The organism is Glaciecola petra, from assembly GCF_031846345.1.
Taxonomy (GTDB): domain Bacteria; phylum Pseudomonadota; class Gammaproteobacteria; order Enterobacterales; family Alteromonadaceae; genus Glaciecola; species Glaciecola petra.
This window is the reverse complement of record NZ_JAVRHX010000004.1, coordinates 18,207-36,094: the sequence shown is the minus strand read 5'-3', so window position 1 is coordinate 36,094 and position 17,888 is coordinate 18,207. Positions and strand designations below refer to the sequence as shown.

Here is a 17,888-nt window from a genome sequence, read left to right as displayed (position 1 = left end):
CTAACTCTGCTCAATTTTAGATTTTTGTTCTAACAACGCTTTTACTCGTAATTCCCATTTTCGTTTTGACCACTGTAAACACCCGATAATCAGCGTCAAACTGACAACAGTTGGCTCTATTCGATATAGTTCAGGCGTAATGTACCATTGTGTTGCCGAATAACCTAAATAAGCGGCAATACCTATTTCAACGCCACTAATGAGGGCTACGTAGGCCATTAAATGAGTTCGACATAATGAGGGGAAAAAAGTAGTAATAAATGAGACAACAAATAAACACCCAGGTCCAAACACCATTAACACAACAAGAAACTCTGGATTTTCGCCTGCTATGAGATGCATAAATTGAAAATGGCAAAATAACACTATGATCAAACCTAACGCGAACAAAGGTATGCTCGTTGCGGGTAAATCCCGAAAAGGGACGCCCATTAATTTAGCCATTTTATTCTCACTTTTGATGTCTAAGGCCTTTACTCTATAAAAGGCCTTATGAGTTGATATGCGTATTAGACCCTAACTTATCTTTTTATATTTCAATCGATGAGGCTCAACGACATCTTGTCCATAGGTTGCTTTTAACCATGCAGCATAATCTGAGTAATTGCCTTCAAAGAAGTTGATTTTACCTTCATCTCGATAGTCCAGAATATGTGTTGCAACTCTATCTAAAAACCATCGGTCGTGAGAAATCACCATTACACAACCAGGAAATTCCAATATCGCATTTTCTAATGCTCTGAGTGTTTCGACATCCAGATCATTTGTCGGCTCATCTAGCAACAGCGTATTTCCGCCTGATTTAAGTAATTTTGCTAAGTGCACGCGATTCCGTTCGCCGCCAGATAGGTCTTTGATAAACTTTTGTTGGTCATTTCCCTTGAAATTAAACCGACTACAATACGCTCGACTATTTATTTCAAAGTTACCAATTTTAAGGATATCCTGGCCATCTGAAATCTCTTTAAAAACAGTGTTGTTTTCATTCATATGGTCGCGAAATTGATCAACACTAGCAAGTTGCACCGTTTCGCCAACCACTATAGCACCTGAGTCGGCTTCTTCAGCACCCGTCAACATCTTGAATAGCGTTGATTTACCAGCCCCGTTTGGACCTATGATGCCAACTATACCTCCTTTGGGAACATTGAAAGATAGCCCATCAATTAACAAACGGTCACCATATGATTTTGTTAAATCACTAATTTCAATGACCTTATCTCCTAATCGCTCACCAGGTGGGATGAATAACTCGTTGGTCTCGTTGCGTTTCTGATAATCGCCAGTATTGAGTTCTTCAAATCTAGCCATTCTTGCTTTACTTTTAGCTTGGCGGCCCTTGGGATTAGAACGTACCCATTCTAACTCTTGTTTAATGGATTTTTGTCGAGCATTTTCGCTGCGCTCTTCTTGTTGTAATCGAGCGTCTTTTTGTTCAAGCCACGAGGAGTAATTGCCTTCCCAAGGAATACCTTCACCACGGTCAAGTTCTAATATCCAACCGGCAACATTATCAAGAAAGTACCTATCATGGGTAATAGCAACAACAGTGCCCTCATAATCATGTAAAAACCGCTCTAACCAAGCCACTGATTCTGCATCAAGATGGTTAGTCGGTTCGTCGAGTAACAACATTTCGGGCTTTTCGAGCAACAGTTTGCAAAGCGCAACTCGGCGTTGCTCACCACCAGAAAGCTTAGTAACATCTGCGTCCCAAGGTGGCAAGCGTAATGCATTGGCTGCTCTTTCTAAGGCATTTTCTATGTTATGACCGTCTTTTGCTTGAATGATAGCTTCTAATTCCCCCTGCTCTTTTGCTAATGCATCAAAATCTGCATCAGGTGACGCATATTCAGCATAGACTTGGTCCAGTCTTGCTAGGGCATCTATTACATCCGATACCGCCAACTCGATGTTACCTCGTACATCTTTGCTTTCATCAAGTTTTGGTTCTTGAGGAAGATAACCAATTTTTAAACCTGGTTGAGGGCGTGCTTCTCCTTCAATCTCATTATCGATGCCGGCCATAATGCGAAGCAAGGTTGATTTACCTGCACCATTTAAACCGAGTACGCCAATTTTGGCACCGGGAAAAAAGCTTAAACTAATATTTTTTAAAATGTGTCGATTAGGAGGAACTATCTTGCCTACGCGATGCATGCTGTAAACGTATTGAGCCATGGGGGCTGATATCCTTAATTAATAATTAATTTTATTTGCTAGGGTCTGTTAACCTTTATATATTCTACACAATATTCCTGCTTTCTTCCGGTTTTTTGTGTGTTAACATTCTGTTTATTATCGTGATAATTCTTTTAGGAAGTTGCTAATGCCACCAGTAACAATTGCACAAATAGCCGAACATATTGGCGGTACAGTGCAGGGCAATGCCCAGCATTGCGTCACAGAAATGGGTAACCTAACCACAGCCCAATCTCATCAGTTATCTTTTTTGTCTAATCCTAAATATGCTAAGGACCTTAGTGACACAAAAGCAGGCGCTGTCATTATAAATGAACAAACGACTGAGGCATACTCTGGCAATGCAATAATTGTAAAAGATCCGTATGTCGGTTTCGCCAAAGCGGCACAATTTTTAGATACTACGCCAAAACAAGCAAATGGTATTTCTGCTCGCGCCAATATCGATCCTAGCGCAGTCATCGGCAACAATGTCGCTATAGGCTCCGGGGCAGTTATCGCTGCAGGTGCGATAGTGGGTGCAGACACTATCATTGGTCCAAATACCTATATTGGTGAAAGGGCAAAGTTAGGAGAAGGAGTGAACCTGCGTGCGAATGTGACTATTTATCATGAAGTGGTTTTGGGTGATAGAGTATCGGTTCATTCTGGATCTGTCATTGGATGTGATGGTTTTGGTTATGCAAACGACAAGGGTATTTGGGTTAAAATCCCACAAATGGGAACTGTTGTTGTCGGTCACGACACTGAAATTGGTGCCGGATGCACCATAGACAGAGGCGCAATTGACAACACGATTATTGGCAAGCATGTCATTATTGATAATCAAGTCCATATGGCACATAACGTTCAAGTAGGGGATTTTTCTTGTTTGTGTGGCGCTATTGGTATTGCTGGTAGCGCGATAATTGGAAAATATGTAGTTATTGCTGGGCAATGTGCCATTAATGGGCATATTAGTATTGCTGATAAAGTGCAAATTACCGGTAATTCAATGGTAACCAAATCTATTAAAGAAGCGGGAGTGTACTCTTCAGGCATGCCCGTATTACCAAATAGAGAATGGCAAAAAAATACCGTGCAACAACGTCAAATAGGAAAGTTATTTGATCGCGTCAAACAACTTGAATTAAGTTTAAAAAACCAAGATAAATAAAAGTACAATAAACGACTGAATTTATTACAAAAATGATCACAATATTTTGTGTGTTTGGGCGAAGGTAGCAATGCAGCTATTCTCTTGTCAAGATATCGTGCATTAGTGCTATTAGATATTCGATTTCATCTATATACAAAGCTGTCAAAAACGCTACAATATGCACGATTTTTTTGATGAGCTTCATACTTTGCTTATCAAACCTTCCCCAATTTTTGTGAACGAGGAGCCCGCATGCTGTCACGCAATACGTCCATCGCTGAATTTGATCCAGAATTATCTGCTGCGATGGAAGCAGAAAAACAACGCCAAGAACACCATATTGAACTAATTGCTTCTGAAAACTATTGTAGTCCTAGAGTGCTTGAAGCACAGGGTTCACAACTCACAAATAAATATGCTGAGGGCTATCCGGGGAAGCGATATTATGGTGGCTGTGAGCATGTGGATGTGGCAGAAGAGTTAGCCATTGAAAGAGCAAAGCAGTTATTTGATGCCGATTATGCCAACGTACAGCCGCATTCAGGTTCACAAGCGAATACTGCTGTTTTTATGGCCTTAATTAACGCAAATGACACCGTACTTGGCATGAGTTTGGCAGATGGCGGCCACTTAACCCATGGCTCTCATGTTAATTTTTCAGGTAAGACTTATAATGCGGTGCAATATGGTTTGCATCCAGAAACCGGCATTATTGATTATGACAATGTTGAGGCGCTTGCCCTTGAACATAAACCAAAACTTATAATCGGTGGTTTTTCAGCTTACTCAGGTATTGTAGATTGGGCGCGTTTTAGACAAATAGCAGATAAAGTAGGTGCTTATTTATTAGTCGATATGGCTCATGTTGCGGGTTTAGTGGCTGCTGGCATTTACCCCAGCCCAATTCCACACGCACATGTTGTAACTACCACCACGCATAAGACGCTCGCTGGTCCAAGAGGCGGATTAATACTATCGGCTTGTGGCGATGAAACGCTATACAAAAAATTCAACAGCTCAGTATTCCCTGGCAATCAAGGTGGGCCATTGTGCCATGTTATTGCGGCTAAAGCAGTAGCCTTTAAAGAAGCCTTGTCTGACGATTTCAAAACGTATCAACAACAAGTATTAATTAATGCAAAAGCGATGTGTTCGGTGTTGCAAAGCCGTGGCTATAAAGTTGTATCAAATGGCACTGAAAACCACCTGTTTTTATTAGACCTGATTGACAAAGACATCACTGGTAAAGATGCCGATGCAGCATTAGGTAATGCAAATATTACCGTAAATAAAAACTCGGTTCCTAACGACCCTCGGTCACCATTTGTGACAAGTGGTTTGCGTATTGGTACTCCTGCCATTACACGTCGCGGATTTAGCGAAACCGAAGCCAAACAAGTGGCGAATTGGATTTGTGATGTGCTTGATAATATCGATAACCAGGAGGTTATTGATAGTGTTAAGAGTCAAGTTGTTAGTTTGTGTGAAAAATTCCCTGTTTACAGCTAATATTATTGTTAGGTAAATAGTGTAAATCTATAGGTCCACTAAGCCGGTTTATGCCGGCTTCGTTGTTAAATAAAGGTATGTTTAATGTTTTGTCCTTTTTGTAGTGCACAAGAAACAAAAGTTATCGATTCTCGTTTAGTTGCTGGTGGAGAGCAGATTCGGCGCAGACGTCAGTGCTTAGAATGCACTGAACGTTATACTACATTCGAAATAGCAGAACTTGTCATGCCCAAAGTGATTAAGCGCGATGAAACCCGTGAACCTTTTGACGAAGATAAACTGGTTGCTGGTTTGACCCGAGCACTTGAAAAACGGCCTGTTAGCACAGAATCCATCCATCAGACCATTGCTAAAATCAAGTCGTCTTTACGAGCTGTAGGCGAGCGAGAAGTGAAATCTGAGTTTATAGGTGAACTAATCATGTCTGCATTAAAAGAGTTAGACAAAGTCGCCTACGTGCGATTCGCTTCAGTTTATCGTTCGTTTGAAGATGTGAAAGAATTTGGGGAAGAAATTGCCAAGCTATCAGATGATGTATAAATTTTCGCAAACCGAATTGACACTGCTGATAAAACAAAAGCCATTATGTCGAATTTAAAACCAAATTCTAAATTTAGCACTTTTGATGCCAATATGATGGCAAGAGCCTTAGCGCTAGCCACAGAAGGGCGGTTCTCAACGACACCAAACCCACACGTGGGCTGCGTAATAGTATCAGAACCACATGCAACAAAAGACCAATTTGACGAAGCACCAGTCATTATAGGCGAAGGCTACCATGAAAGAGCAGGTCTAGCCCATGCAGAAATTAATGCAATGGAACAAGCAGTAGCAAATGGGCATAGCTTAAAGGGTGCGAGTGTTTATGTGAGTTTAGAGCCCTGTGCTCATGTTGGCCGAACAGGTAGCTGCGCGCAAGCTCTGGTAGCGGCAAGAGTAAAAAAGGTTGTTGTTGCTTGCCTAGACCCTAATCCAATGGTGGCAGGGAAAGGTATTAACATCCTGAAAAATGCTGGTATTGATGTATCGATAGGATTAATGCAAAGTGAAGCACAAGAACTCAATAAAACCTTCTTTTTTAGAATTGAACATGGACGTCCATTTGTCAGTGTTAAATTGGCGTCGAGTTTAGACGCTAAAACGGCTTTAGCATCTGGTGAAAGCAAATGGATTACTACTGAGCAAGCGCGAGCCGACGTGCAAATAGAGCGAGCTAAGGCATGTGCAATTTTGACTGGATCTGGCACGGTACTGCACGACAACCCCCAACTGAACGTGCGAACTCATCAATTGCCAAGCGATATTGCTGTTCGTTTTTCTCGGCGGCAAAAACAACCTTTAAGGGTTATTATAGACAGCCAGAATCAATTGAGCAGTCAACAACATAACATCCTTAGTGATGGCGCTCCTACGCTGGTTTATAATATAAAACACAATTCTGCTATCGAACATGAAAATGTTGAACAAAGGCAGCTAAATAGTCGAGGTAACGGTCAGTCTAATATAGGACAAAAAATCGACCTGTTGGCAATGCTTAAAGATTTAGCCTGCCAAGAGATTAACCATGTATGGGTGGAAGCGGGCGCAAACCTATGTGGAGCTTTGTTTGAAAAGGGTTTGGTTGACGAATTGGTGGTATATCAAGCACCGATGATTTTAGGTAACAACGCGAAAGATTTACTGAAAGTTAACGCGCCCGAATTTTTAAAAGACGCAACTCGCTTCTCAATTAGCGAGCTCAAATTGGTAGGCGGCGACATCAAAATTAGAGCAAACTTATGAATTTCTTCCATTCACATATCATTACAACTAACACAATAGGAATATCATGTTTACAGGCATAATAGAATCTGTTGGCAACATTAGACGCTTAGATGACCTTGGCGATAATTTTCGTTTAGAAGTACATGTAGGTAAACTTGATATGCACGATGTGCATTTAGGTGACAGCATTGCAACAAGCGGTGTGTGTTTAACAGTGGTTGACAAAGGCGATGATTATTATGCCGCGGATGTGTCAGCTGAAACTATTAAATATACAGGCTTTGCTAATTATAAAATAGGCGATAAGGTCAACTTAGAAAAAGCGATGCGCGCAGATAGTCGATTTGGCGGGCATATTGTGAGTGGCCATGTTGATGGCGTTGGCAGCGTTAAGGCGATTAACAAGCACAGCAATTATGTCGAAGTTTGGGTAGAAGCGCCCACAGACATCGCTAAATATATTGCGCACAAAGGTTCAATTACAGTAGACGGTGTAAGTTTAACCGTTAACGAAGTGAATGGTGCTTCTTTTATGCTGTGGTTAATTCCACATACATTGCAAGAAACTGTATTTGGGGATTATGTCTTAGGCACTAAAGTTAATTTAGAAGTGGATGTGGTTGCGCGTTATCTAGAAAGACTACTGCAAGGCGATAAAGCGGCACATGCAAATAAAAAAGACATTAGCTTACGTTTTTTAGCTGAAAACGGTTATATAAAAAAATAAAGAGAACAATATGGCATTAAATAGCACGGCAGAAATTATAGCTGACATCAAAAAAGGTAAAATGGTTATTTTGATGGATGATGAAGATCGCGAAAACGAAGGCGATTTGATAATGGCAGCTGAACATATCACACCCGAGGCGATTAATTTTATGGTCAGTCATGCCAAGGGCTTAGTTTGTTTGCCTATGACCCAAACTCGCTGTGAGAAACTAAAACTGCCACTTATGGTTGATAATAATGGCGCGCAGTTTTCAACAAACTTCACGGTTTCTATAGAAGCAGCAAAAGGTGTAACCACAGGCATTTCGGCTGCTGATCGAGCTAAAACAGTTTTGGCAGCGGTTGCTACTGATGCTACCAGTGAAGATATCGTTCAACCCGGTCATATATTTCCATTAATTGCTAAAGAAGGTGGTGTGCTAAATAGAGCTGGACATACTGAAGCTGGGGTAGATTTAGCGCGTTTAGCGGGTTGCGAGCCTGCGTCGGTTATCGTAGAAATTCTTAATCCAGATGGCAGTATGGCAAGACGCCCTGAATTAGAAAAATTTGCGCAGGAACATGATTTAAAAATTGGCACCATAGCCGATTTAATCGAATATCGAAACCTCAATGAAACAACAATTGAAAAAGTTGCCAGTTGCAAATTACCAACTACTTACGGTGATTTTGATTTAATTACCTATAAGGATGTCATTGACGAACAAATTCATTTTGTTCTTCAAAAAGGCTCTATTGTTGCTGATAAACCAACATTAGTTAGAGTCCATTTGCATAATACATTGAGCGATTTATTAGGCTCAACTCGCGCCATAAATAGATCTATGCCACTAAATAAGGCAATGCAGCGAATAGCTGAGGAAGGCGGTGTGATTGTGGTTTTGGGCAAACAAGAAGACTTAATAGCCCAAGTTAAGCTATTTGAAGCCGAAGATAATAAGCAAATCGCTAAAAGTAAACCTTGGCAAGGCTCTTCTCGCACAGTGGGCGTAGGAAGTCAGATTTTAGCAAGTTTAGGTATACAAAAAATGCGTTTGTTAAGTAAACCCGTAAAATATTCAGCACTTTCAGGGTTTGGCCTGGAAGTAGTTGAGTACATTCATGATGAAGATTGATAGAAAAAGCCAGTTAAATATAGCGACTATTTTTCTAGCTTTATGCTATTATCACGCCCGTTTTTTATGAGGAGCAGCGATTTATGCAAGTAGTTGAAGGTAATATAAGAGCAACAGGCAAAAAATTTGCAGTGTTGGTTTCGCGTTTCAATAGTTTTGTTGTAGAGAGCTTATTAGAGGGAGCCTTAGATACCCTTGAGCGTCATGGCGAAGTTAACCCTGACGATATCACGTTAATTCGGGTCCCTGGCGCATACGAATTGCCGATTGTTGCCAAAAAAGCAGCAGCGAGCAATAAGTTTGATGGCATTATTGCGCTAGGTGCAGTGATACGTGGTGGTACGCCGCATTTTGATTTTGTTGCGGGTGAGTGTAATAAAGGTCTTGCACAGGTTTCTCTAGATGCAACAATTCCGCTAGCATTTGGTGTTATTACAACCGACAGCATTGAACAAGCAATTGAGCGTTCAGGCACAAAAGCAGGTAACAAAGGTGCTGAAGCTGCACTTAGTGCGCTAGAAATGGTGAATGTTATGGCAGCGTTAGATGAGGCACTTTAGTGAAACCAGCTCACCGCAAACAAGCTAGAGTGCTTGCTTTACAAGCACTTTATGGCTGGCTAATGAGTGGAAACGACATTAAACAAATCGAATTGTCGATGGTCACCACCAATGATATGAAGAAAGTCGATATGGAGTATTTTCAGGCTATTTTAGCTGGCGTCTCTAACGACGTTGTTAGCCTCGATAAAAAGTACAAGCCTTATTTAGGACGCCTTCCTGAAGAGCTAGACCCTATTGAAAAATCTATTATGCGTTTGGCCACTTACGAATTGCTAGAACGTTTTGATACGCCATTTAAAGTGATAATCAATGAGGCGATAGAATTAGCAAAATCTTTTGGTGCCGAAGAAAGTCATAAATTTATCAATGGTGCTTTGGATAAAGCGGTAAAAACCTTACGCAAAGACGAAAGAACCTAAATTTTGAATGAATTCAATTTGATACAACAATATTTTTCGGGAAAAAGTTTTCCCCGAAAGGATGTAATACTCGGTATTGGTGATGACGCAGCCATAACACAAGTACCTGAAAACCAATGTTTAGTCACTACTACAGATACGTTAATAGAGGACGTACATTTTCTGAAAGGGACCTCTGCAGCTGATATAGCGTATAAAACTATTGCCGTTAATTTAAGTGATTTAGCTGCAATGGGAGCAGAGCCAGCATGGTTGAATTTATCGTTGTCCATGCCAAGTGTGGATAAATTGTGGTTGACTGAGTTTAGCGACATGGTAGCTGAGCTTTGTGAATATTATTCAGTGCAACTGATAGGTGGAGATACTGTAAAAGGGCAACTATCTTTAACACTTACTGCACAAGGATTCGTGCCACAAGAGAGTATCTTAAAACGCAGCGGCGCCCAAAATGGTGATTGGATATATGTGACAGGCACCCTGGGAGACGCTGGCGCTGGTTTAGATATACTCAAGGGCAAATTGACAATAAACGACAAAGAAGCCCGAGAATATTTAGTAAATAGGCATTTAAGACCTGCACCGCGAGTTTTGGCAGGAACTTGTTTAAGACGAATTGCTAGTGCATGTATCGATTTATCTGATGGTCTATTACAAGATGTTGCACATATTTCAAATACCTCCGATACAGGTATATTGCTGCAACTAGATAAGTTACCTATTTCTCCGGCCCTCGGGAAAAACGTCGACAGTTTAGAAAAAGCCTTAGAGTACGCTACTACTTCCGGTGATGACTATGAGCTTTTGTTTACAGTGCCTGAAGAACAAAAAACAAGCATGCAAACAACCTTAGATAGTTACTCAATTCAATATACCTGTATCGGCCAGGTAACGGGTGCTGCAGGTAAGCTTGATTTACTCTTGAACAACCAAGCATATGATTTGTCTAGCGAGACACGTCACGGTTATCAGCACTTTTAGATAAATTATGGATAAACAATTACTTGGCAAAGTAAATATTATACATCCAGCACACTTTTTAGGATTTGGCTTCGGGTCAGGTTTAATCCCCTTTATGCCGGGTACTATGGGTTCACTTGCCGCTTTACCTCTGGTATATGGCGCTAGTTTTTTACCAATTATTTGGCAGATCGTCTTAGTTTCTTTTTCTTTGGCTATTGGGATTCTTATTTGTGACAAGGTGAGCAAAGACTTAGGTGTCCATGATCATGGCTCAATTGTATGGGATGAGATAGCGGGCATGCTGATTGTTTTTGTTGCGGTCCCTATTTCTTGGCAAACATTAGTACTTGGTTTTATTTTGTTTCGTGTGTTTGATATTTGGAAACCATGGCCCATCAGCTTTTTAGATAAGCATGTACATGGCGGCTTTGGTATTATGATAGATGACGTGATAGCGGCATTATTCGCCGCAGTTGGCTTACACTCTAGTCTATTTTTGATGCCAGCAGTTTTTAACTAGCTAAAAACTGCTCAATTTGTTGCTCTATACCCTGTGCATCAATCTTTAATTCTGCATACATTTCTTGTTGTGTGCCTTGCATAATGAACTCATCGGGGAGTCCTAAACATAATACGTGTACCAATACTTTTTCTGCTTGCAAGCATTCTATAACCGCACTACCTGCACCACCTTTTATAGCGCCATCTTCTAATGTAACGATTAAATCATACTGTTTTGCTGCTGAAATTACCGCATCATGATCAAGCGGTTTAACAAAACGCATATCAATCAGCGCAGCATCAATTGCGTCTGCGGCTTTGATCGCTTCAGGTAAAAGCGTACCAAAATTCAATATACACGTTTTTTTGCCTTCCTTAATCACTCTGCTTTGACCAAGGGGTATTGCTTGCATTTCTTGACTAATTTCTATCCCCATGCCTGCACCACGAGGATAACGAACTGCTGCTGGAGATTGCGCAAGATGCCCGGTATATAACATATTTCGACATTCAGCTTCGTCTGCTGGTGTCATAATAATCATGTTTGGTATACATCTTAAGAAGCTAATATCAAAAGCACCTTGATGGGTAGGGCCGTCAGCACCTACAAGACCGGCACGATCTATTGCAAAAAGGACGGGTAAGTTTTGTAAGGCAACATCATGTATAAGTTGATCGTATGCACGTTGTAAAAAAGTAGAATAAATTGCCACAACAGGGTGTTTTTTGGCGTATGCTAGTCCGGCTGCTAGGGTCACTGAATGCTGCTCTGCAATCGCAACATCAAAGTATTGTTCAGGAAATTTTTGGGAAAATTTCACCATCCCAGAACCCTCTCGCATTGCAGGGGTAATCGCAACCAATTCTGGGTCTTTTTCTGCCATGTCGCATAGCCATTCACCGAAAATCGCTGAGAAGGTCGGTTTACTTGGCTTACTTGCCGGGAATTGCTCAGTAGTGTGATCAAACCTTGGCACTGCATGCCATTTAATAGGATCTTCTTCAGCCTGTTGATAACCTTTGCCTTTTTTGGTTACCACATGCAATATTTTTGGACCAGGCATTTTTCGCATATTTGTTAAGGTATCCACCATACCATCTATATCGTGCCCATCAATTGGTCCAATATATTTAAAACCTAATTCTTCAAAAATAGTACCGGGGACTACCATGCCTTTGATATGTTCCTCAGCTTTACTCGCAAACTCTTTTATTGGTGGCATTGTTGACAGTATTTTTTTACCACCATCACGGATTGAATTGAAAAAATTACCCGTTAATAAGCGTGCTAAATGACTATTTAAGGCACCTACATTTTCTGAAATAGACATTTCGTTATCATTAAGGACCACGAGCATATCTTTATTAATATCACCACCATGGTTTAATGCTTCGAAAGCCATGCCTGCAGTTAGCGCACCATCTCCAATAACAGCAACCACTTTACGCCCTGCATTTTCTTTTTCGGCAGCAATCGCCATGCCCAAGGCAGCGCTAATTGATGTTGAAGAATGACCTACTGCAAAAGTATCAAATTCACTCTCGGGTGGCCAAGGAAAGGGATGCAAGCCTCCTTTTTGGCGAATAGTAGTCATTCTATCTCGGCGTCCTGTTAGGATTTTGTGCGGATATGCCTGATGACCAACGTCCCAAACTAGCTTGTCAAATGGTGTATTGTAAACATAATGCAAAGCAACTGTCAGTTCGACAGTACCCAAGCCTGAAGCAAAATGACCACTACTTGCGCTAACACTATTAAGCAAAAATTGTCGGAGTTCATTTGCTATGTTCCCTAAACTTGACTTAGGCTGACGTCTCAGATTTTCTGGCAGGTCAGCTTTTGCCAAATGGGGGTAGTCATTTAAATCAAGGCTCATACTTGTATTTTTCTTCTCAGTTGTTGGTGTTGCATAGGTCAGTAGAGTCTAATATGCTCGGGTAACCATAAAATCAGTAAACGATAACAGCTCATCAGTATTATACGGTAAATTGGCAAGGGCGTTTACTGCTTTTGAATGTTGTTTATCAAGTTCTTTTTTTGCGCCGTCCAAGCCTAATAGTGACACGAAGGTTGATTTGTTCGCTAGTTCGTCTGACCCTTGTGGTTTTCCTAGAGTATCAGTGTCGGCTGTAACATCCAAGATGTCATCTTGAATTTGAAACGCCAAACCAATATGCCGCGCAAATTGTCTGAACAACTCTGCATGTTCTATACTTATGTGCTCACTAATTGCACAAGGAAGGGCGCCGCAGACCTCAAGTAAAGCCCCCGTTTTGAGACGGTGTAACTCAGTTAACTGTTCGATGTTAATCTGTTTGTTTGTAGATACTAAATCAATGCTCTGTCCTGCAACCATGCCACATCCACCAGCGGCCTTACTCAGCAGAGCAATAAGTTCTACTCTTTGTTTGTCAGCAAAAATAGAAAAATGAGCAGAGGCTAAGACTTCAAAAGCCATACACTGTAAAGCATCACCGGCCAATATTGCAGTCGCCTCGTCATATACAATGTGACAAGTTGGCTTTCCTCTCCGTAAATCATCATCATCCATTGCTGGTAAATCGTCATGAACCAAGGAATAACAATGTATACACTCAACAGCAAGACCAATTGGAGTAAGATCTGTTTGACTTAATCCTAAAGATTTACCTATCAAATTGATTAACAATGGGCGGATGCGTTTACCGCCAGACAGCAGCGCATATTCGATAGCATTGGCGAGCTTTGGTTCTGGAATATTTTGTTGCGCAATAAAGTCAGCAAAACTCTCATGGATTTGTTGTTTAGTAGTTGCCAGTGTGGCATCAAGGGAAATAGAAAACGACATTATAAAATAAAGATTCTATTCTTCAGAAAAAGATTCTAATTTGTCTTCGCCATTATTCTGGGTCAGAATGTTAACCTTCTGCTCAGCTTCATGCAGGAGTTTTTGCGTGTGCCTTGCTAAAGTGACTCCTTTCTCAAAGTGCTTAAGAGAAGTCTCTAATGCGATTTCACCCCTTTCCATTTCAAGCACTATTGCGTCAAGTTCTGTCATTGCTTGCTCAAAAGACATTTCTTCAATATTCATTTGTACTACTTTCTTTTTTACTTTCTATTCTAATTGCTCAGCACATTAACTGAGAGCATAAATAAATTCAACTTATAGAGGATGTTTACTTGTCTTTTTTACGTAAAGGTTGCTTCAAATATGCCGTTAACCATATTTGAGAATTGGGCATAACGCAACTTATAAAGGTTTTAGAGGAGTTATACGTGGATTTAGCAACCATTATTGGTTTTATTGGCGCTTTAGGATTTGTCATCATGGCAATGGTCCTAGGTGGTGATATCAGTATATTCTTCAATGTACCCTCTGTACTTATTGTGTTTGGTGGCTCAACCTTTGTAGTGCTTATGCAATATCCTCTCGCGCAATTTCTGGGGGCAGGAAAAGTTGCCGCGAAAGCGTTTGCGTTTAAGCTTCAATCACCTGAAGAGTTAATCGAAAAAGTAGTAGAGATGGCGGATGCTGCCCGCAAAGGAGGCTTTTTAGCGTTAGAAGAAGCTGAAATAGAAAACACCTTTATGCAAAAAGGTGTAGATATGTTGGTTGATGGTCACGATGTTGAAGTAGTGCGGTCAACTATGGGTAAGGATATTTCTAATACTTCTGAAAGACATGAAGCGGGTTCAATAATATTTAAGTCGCTTGGCGATGTAGCGCCTGCGATGGGAATGATAGGAACACTCATTGGACTGGTGGCCATGCTGTCTGCTATGGATGATCCTAAGGCTATCGGCCCTGCAATGGCGGTTGCACTTCTAACGACCCTATACGGCGCAATGCTAGCCAATTTAGTCTGTCTGCCTATCGCATTTAAATTACAAGTGCGTGCTGGCGAAGAAAAACTTAATCAAGCCCTCATTCTAGACGGCATATTAGGCATTGCTGATGGACAAAATCCTCGCGTAATAGAAGGCGTGCTTAAGGGTTATATCGCTGAAAGTAAGCGAGAAACCAAAGAGGAAGCTGAATAGTGGAAGACGAATGCCCTAAATGCCCCCCCGAAGGTCTGCCTGCCTGGATGGGAACATTTGCTGACTTGATGTCGCTACTGATGTGCTTCTTTGTTTTGCTGCTGTCATTTTCTGAGATGGATGTAAAAAAGTTTAAACAAATTGCCGGCTCTATGAAATTTGCATTTGGTGTGCAAAACAAAATTGAATTAAAAGATATTCCCAAAGGAACCAGTGTTGTTGCGTTAGAGTTTCGACCGGGCAAACCTGATCCTACACCTATTGAAACAGTCCAACAGGTGACACAAGATATTACTAAGCCCATGTTGAATTTCCAAGAAGGCGAAGATGACTCTGCCGGTGGACGTCAAAAACAACAAGGTTCATTTAGGGGAGGTCAGTCACCGCAAACAGCCAATCAAACAGCAGCAGCGGCCGCAGCAGCAGCTAATCAAGAACAAATAGAAGAAAATAAGAAAAAAATTGAAGAGTTATTACAAAAAGAAATTAAAGACGGTGCTGTTGATGTCGAAAATTTAGGACAGCAAATTATTATAAGGGTGAGAGAAAACGGTTCATTTTCTGCTGGCTCTGCATTTTTACAACCTCAATTTGTTCCGCTTATACGTAAATTGGGCGAAATATTGAACGACATGCCAGGCAAAGTCGAAATTACCGGGCACAGTGATAATGTTCAAGTGTCGAACGAACTTTACCGATCAAACTGGGACTTATCCGCTCAACGCGCAGTCGCTGTAGCGGAAGAGCTACGCCGCGCCAGAGGATTTGACGAGACGCGGATGAGAGTCATAGGCAAGGCCGCTACTCAACCTATGACAGAAGAGGATACAGCCGCCGCGAGGGCAAAAAATCGCAGAGTGGAAATTGCTATCCTACAGGGTGAGGCCAAATTTTCTGATCCTATTTCTGTGTTAGAGCCATAAGCTTCAATTGGTATGGCTCAATTATCCCCGAGATAGGTCAGCTAAGTACCCCGGTTTGCGCATGACAAGTTGCACAGTACTAATCACTCGCTCTAAAAATCCACCTTCACAATAGTTAAGATAATATTGCCACATCCGCATAAAACGTTCATCATAACCATCTTTGGCTAAAGGCTGTTTTTGGGTCATAAAAGCTTCAAACCAATCTCTTAAGGTTTGCGCGTAATCCAACCCGATATCTTGTACATCAGCAATCGACATGTCAGAATATTTTTTCAAATGTTCGTTTATCACTAATTGCGATGGTAAAAAACCACCGGGGAAAATATATTTTTGAATAAAATCAACACTATTTGCATAACTTTCATAACGACGGTCATCTATGGTAATGGACTGCAGAAGCATTAAACCATCGGGTTTTAATAAACTGTTACATTTTTTGAAAAACTCCGATAGATAGCGTTTACCCACTGCTTCAATCATCTCAATAGACACAAGCTTGTCGTAGGTGCCCTCGAGTAATCGGTAGTCTCTTTTGAGTAAAGTGATTTTGTTTTCCAAGCCTTCTTTTTTAATCCATTCGCTAGCATAGGCGTGTTGTTCTTCAGATATTGTTGTTGTTGTCACTTTGCATCCATAGTGCTTCGCAGCATGCACCGCCAAACCGCCCCAACCGGTGCCAATTTCTACTAAATGATCAGATTCGTTTAGTTTAAGTTTTTCACAAATAGTGTGTAATTTATGTTGCTGTGCTTCAGCCAAACTAGCATTTGAATCAGGATAAATTGCTGCTGAGTACATCATTGAGCGGTCAAGAAATTTACTATAGAGTTTGTTTCCAAGGTCATAGTGGGCTGATATGTTTCGTTTTGCTTGTTCAGTAGAATTTCGATTAGCAAAGTGATTCAGCTTTAGTGCTGGCATAGTGACCCAATTAAACCTTTTTTCCCAATTGTCCAATAAAGGCAAATTTCGCGCGAAAATACGAATCACATTGGTTAGATTGGGCGATTCCCATAAATTGTCAGTGAAAGTTTCACCTGATGCAATGCTTCCACCAAACATGAGTTTAGGATAAACCGCCGGACTAAGAAAATTCACCTCGGCGTGCAAGTCGTGGTTAGTATCTCCAAATCGCCCAACCAAGTGTCCTTGTTCCTTCACCACAATATGGCCATGAGGCACATGCTTTAATATCCCAAGAAAAATGGACCGACAGGTTTTCTCCCAAAAAGAAAGACTGTTGTTATTCAGAAATGTTTGTTCAGCAGAAGACATAGATTAATTCCTATCATCATGAGTGTGTGTAAATCGGTACACGTTTGAAAAATAATTTTATTGCTTGCCAATAAATTCCAAATACGGTTTTAAGCGTCATACTTGGAATGGAAAATAAAGCCGACCTTAAACTTGCACTGGTTAAAGGTAAACGTTGCATATTAATGGCCGCCTCAAAGTGTTTTGTTTGCTTGTAACAACTTAAGTGTAGCTTAAGATTTTCAGTCGGTTGTGCAATTTGCCATTTGTATTGCATATCCATTGGATTAAATGGAGAAACGTGAAAGGCTTTTTGGCTATTACCTTGGGTTTTTAAGTCAACAAGATAGTGGTGTCTTTGGTTCCACGGAGTATTGCTTACTTCCGCTAACATATGACTAAATACCCCTTCGTCATTGCGCAAATAATAAAAGTTTACTGGGCTGAAATAGAGCCCAAAGGTGCGCACCTGACCAAGCAAAAAAACATCCCCTATTAGTTTTGCATCGGAATCTTCGTTCAGCTCATTCATGCGCGCCAACGCAGCATTTTGCAAAGATATATTTGGATCACCTAAGTAATCTTCCCGCTTAAAGTTTACCGCTGAGAACGTTTTCGAATTACAGCCGAAACCTTTAACGTTCGCCTCAATATCAGGCAGTTCTGATAGTTTTAACCAATATAAGAAAATTCGATAATCAAACTGATGAACTTTTGGCAGCGATCTTTTGTGATATACGATACCGTTATAAATACCGCTTTCTATTGTTTGATGATTAGCATTCAT

At 40.9% G+C, this 17,888-nt stretch carries 19 protein-coding genes; 12 read left to right on the top strand and 7 right to left on the bottom strand.

Annotated elements, in window-relative coordinates:
• Together RM552_RS13110 and ettA are read right to left on the bottom strand one after the other, a co-directional pair.
• Entirely contained in the window at positions 1 to 444 is a 444-nt protein-coding gene (locus tag RM552_RS13110; protein ID WP_311369318.1) for a hypothetical protein, read from the bottom strand.
• 72 nt (positions 445 to 516) lie between these two features.
• Positions 517 to 2,181, bottom strand: a complete 1,665-nt coding sequence (gene ettA, locus RM552_RS13105) for an energy-dependent translational throttle protein EttA (RefSeq protein ID WP_311369317.1) — start codon at positions 2,179 to 2,181, stop codon at positions 517 to 519.
• Positions 2,182 to 2,329: 148 nt separating this feature from the next.
• Here ettA and lpxD point away from each other — a divergent pair, with 148 nt between their 5' ends.
• The 10 genes from lpxD (at position 2,330) to RM552_RS13055 (ending at position 10,919) form a co-directional block, all read left to right on the top strand.
• Positions 2,330 to 3,358 (top strand): UDP-3-O-(3-hydroxymyristoyl)glucosamine N-acyltransferase, encoded by a 1,029-nt coding sequence (gene lpxD / locus RM552_RS13100; RefSeq protein ID WP_311369316.1) that lies wholly within the window; start codon positions 2,330 to 2,332, stop codon positions 3,356 to 3,358.
• Between the two features lie 234 nt (positions 3,359 to 3,592).
• Positions 3,593 to 4,849: a serine hydroxymethyltransferase gene (glyA, locus tag RM552_RS13095; protein ID WP_311369315.1), complete on the top strand. Its 1,257-nt coding sequence runs from the start codon at positions 3,593 to 3,595 to the stop codon at positions 4,847 to 4,849.
• Positions 4,850 to 4,933: 84 nt separating this feature from the next.
• Positions 4,934 to 5,389 carry a transcriptional regulator NrdR gene (gene nrdR, locus RM552_RS13090; RefSeq protein WP_311369314.1) on the top strand — a complete coding sequence of 152 codons (456 nt, stop codon included), beginning with the start codon at positions 4,934 to 4,936 and terminating at the stop codon, positions 5,387 to 5,389.
• Positions 5,390 to 5,434: 45 nt separating this feature from the next.
• Positions 5,435 to 6,631: a bifunctional diaminohydroxyphosphoribosylaminopyrimidine deaminase/5-amino-6-(5-phosphoribosylamino)uracil reductase RibD gene (ribD, locus tag RM552_RS13085; RefSeq protein ID WP_311369313.1), complete on the top strand. Its 1,197-nt coding sequence runs from the start codon at positions 5,435 to 5,437 to the stop codon at positions 6,629 to 6,631.
• Positions 6,632 to 6,677: 46 nt separating this feature from the next.
• Positions 6,678 to 7,340 carry a riboflavin synthase gene (locus RM552_RS13080; protein WP_311369312.1) on the top strand — a complete coding sequence of 221 codons (663 nt, stop codon included), beginning with the start codon at positions 6,678 to 6,680 and terminating at the stop codon, positions 7,338 to 7,340.
• Between the two features lie 10 nt (positions 7,341 to 7,350).
• Positions 7,351 to 8,457, top strand: coding sequence for a bifunctional 3,4-dihydroxy-2-butanone-4-phosphate synthase/GTP cyclohydrolase II (gene ribBA, locus RM552_RS13075; protein WP_311369311.1), 1,107 nt, complete (start codon positions 7,351 to 7,353; stop codon positions 8,455 to 8,457).
• A gap of 83 nt (positions 8,458 to 8,540) precedes the next feature.
• Positions 8,541 to 9,017 carry a 6,7-dimethyl-8-ribityllumazine synthase gene (gene ribH, locus RM552_RS13070; protein ID WP_311369310.1) on the top strand — a complete coding sequence of 159 codons (477 nt, stop codon included), beginning with the start codon at positions 8,541 to 8,543 and terminating at the stop codon, positions 9,015 to 9,017.
• The gene (gene nusB, locus RM552_RS13065; protein WP_311369309.1) at positions 9,017 to 9,439 is read left to right on the top strand and encodes a transcription antitermination factor NusB; all 423 of its coding nucleotides are present in this window, start codon (positions 9,017 to 9,019) and stop codon (positions 9,437 to 9,439) included. The genes ribH and nusB overlap by 1 nt, the downstream gene beginning before the upstream one ends.
• A gap of 3 nt (positions 9,440 to 9,442) precedes the next feature.
• Positions 9,443 to 10,417 (top strand): thiamine-phosphate kinase, encoded by a 975-nt coding sequence (gene thiL, locus RM552_RS13060; RefSeq protein WP_311369308.1) that lies wholly within the window; start codon positions 9,443 to 9,445, stop codon positions 10,415 to 10,417.
• Between the two features lie 7 nt (positions 10,418 to 10,424).
• Positions 10,425 to 10,919: a phosphatidylglycerophosphatase A family protein gene (locus tag RM552_RS13055; RefSeq protein ID WP_311369307.1), complete on the top strand. Its 495-nt coding sequence runs from the start codon at positions 10,425 to 10,427 to the stop codon at positions 10,917 to 10,919.
• Here the strand turns inward: RM552_RS13055 and dxs are convergent.
• Genes dxs through RM552_RS13040 form a run of 3 tightly spaced genes read right to left on the bottom strand, consistent with a single transcriptional unit; the run spans position 10,912 to position 13,971 of the window.
• Positions 10,912 to 12,777 (bottom strand): 1-deoxy-D-xylulose-5-phosphate synthase, encoded by a 1,866-nt coding sequence (dxs, locus tag RM552_RS13050; protein ID WP_311369306.1) that lies wholly within the window; start codon positions 12,775 to 12,777, stop codon positions 10,912 to 10,914. The two genes, RM552_RS13055 and dxs, sit on opposite strands and share 8 nt — an antisense overlap.
• Positions 12,778 to 12,825: 48 nt before the next feature.
• Positions 12,826 to 13,728, bottom strand: coding sequence for a polyprenyl synthetase family protein (locus tag RM552_RS13045; RefSeq protein ID WP_311369305.1), 903 nt, complete (start codon positions 13,726 to 13,728; stop codon positions 12,826 to 12,828).
• A gap of 15 nt (positions 13,729 to 13,743) precedes the next feature.
• A complete protein-coding gene (locus tag RM552_RS13040) occupies positions 13,744 to 13,971 on the bottom strand; it encodes an exodeoxyribonuclease VII small subunit (RefSeq protein ID WP_311369304.1) in 228 nt (75 codons plus the stop codon).
• 185 nt (positions 13,972 to 14,156) lie between these two features.
• Between RM552_RS13040 and pomA the strand changes: the two genes are divergently transcribed.
• On the top strand, positions 14,157 to 14,921 hold the full coding sequence (gene pomA / locus RM552_RS13035; RefSeq protein ID WP_311369303.1) for a flagellar motor protein PomA: 765 nt from the start codon (positions 14,157 to 14,159) through the stop codon (positions 14,919 to 14,921).
• On the top strand, positions 14,921 to 15,844 hold the full coding sequence (locus RM552_RS13030; protein WP_311369302.1) for a flagellar motor protein MotB: 924 nt from the start codon (positions 14,921 to 14,923) through the stop codon (positions 15,842 to 15,844). Before pomA ends, RM552_RS13030 begins: the two co-directional genes overlap by 1 nt.
• 21 nt (positions 15,845 to 15,865) lie before the next feature.
• On the opposite strand, the gene RM552_RS13025 is transcribed toward RM552_RS13030, so the two are convergent.
• Complete coding sequence (locus RM552_RS13025; RefSeq protein WP_311369301.1) at positions 15,866 to 17,122, bottom strand: class I SAM-dependent methyltransferase; 1,257 nt, start codon at positions 17,120 to 17,122, stop codon at positions 15,866 to 15,868.
• Between the two features lie 16 nt (positions 17,123 to 17,138).
• On the bottom strand, positions 17,139 to 17,888 hold the full coding sequence (locus RM552_RS13020; protein ID WP_311369547.1) for a DUF1365 domain-containing protein: 750 nt from the start codon (positions 17,886 to 17,888) through the stop codon (positions 17,139 to 17,141).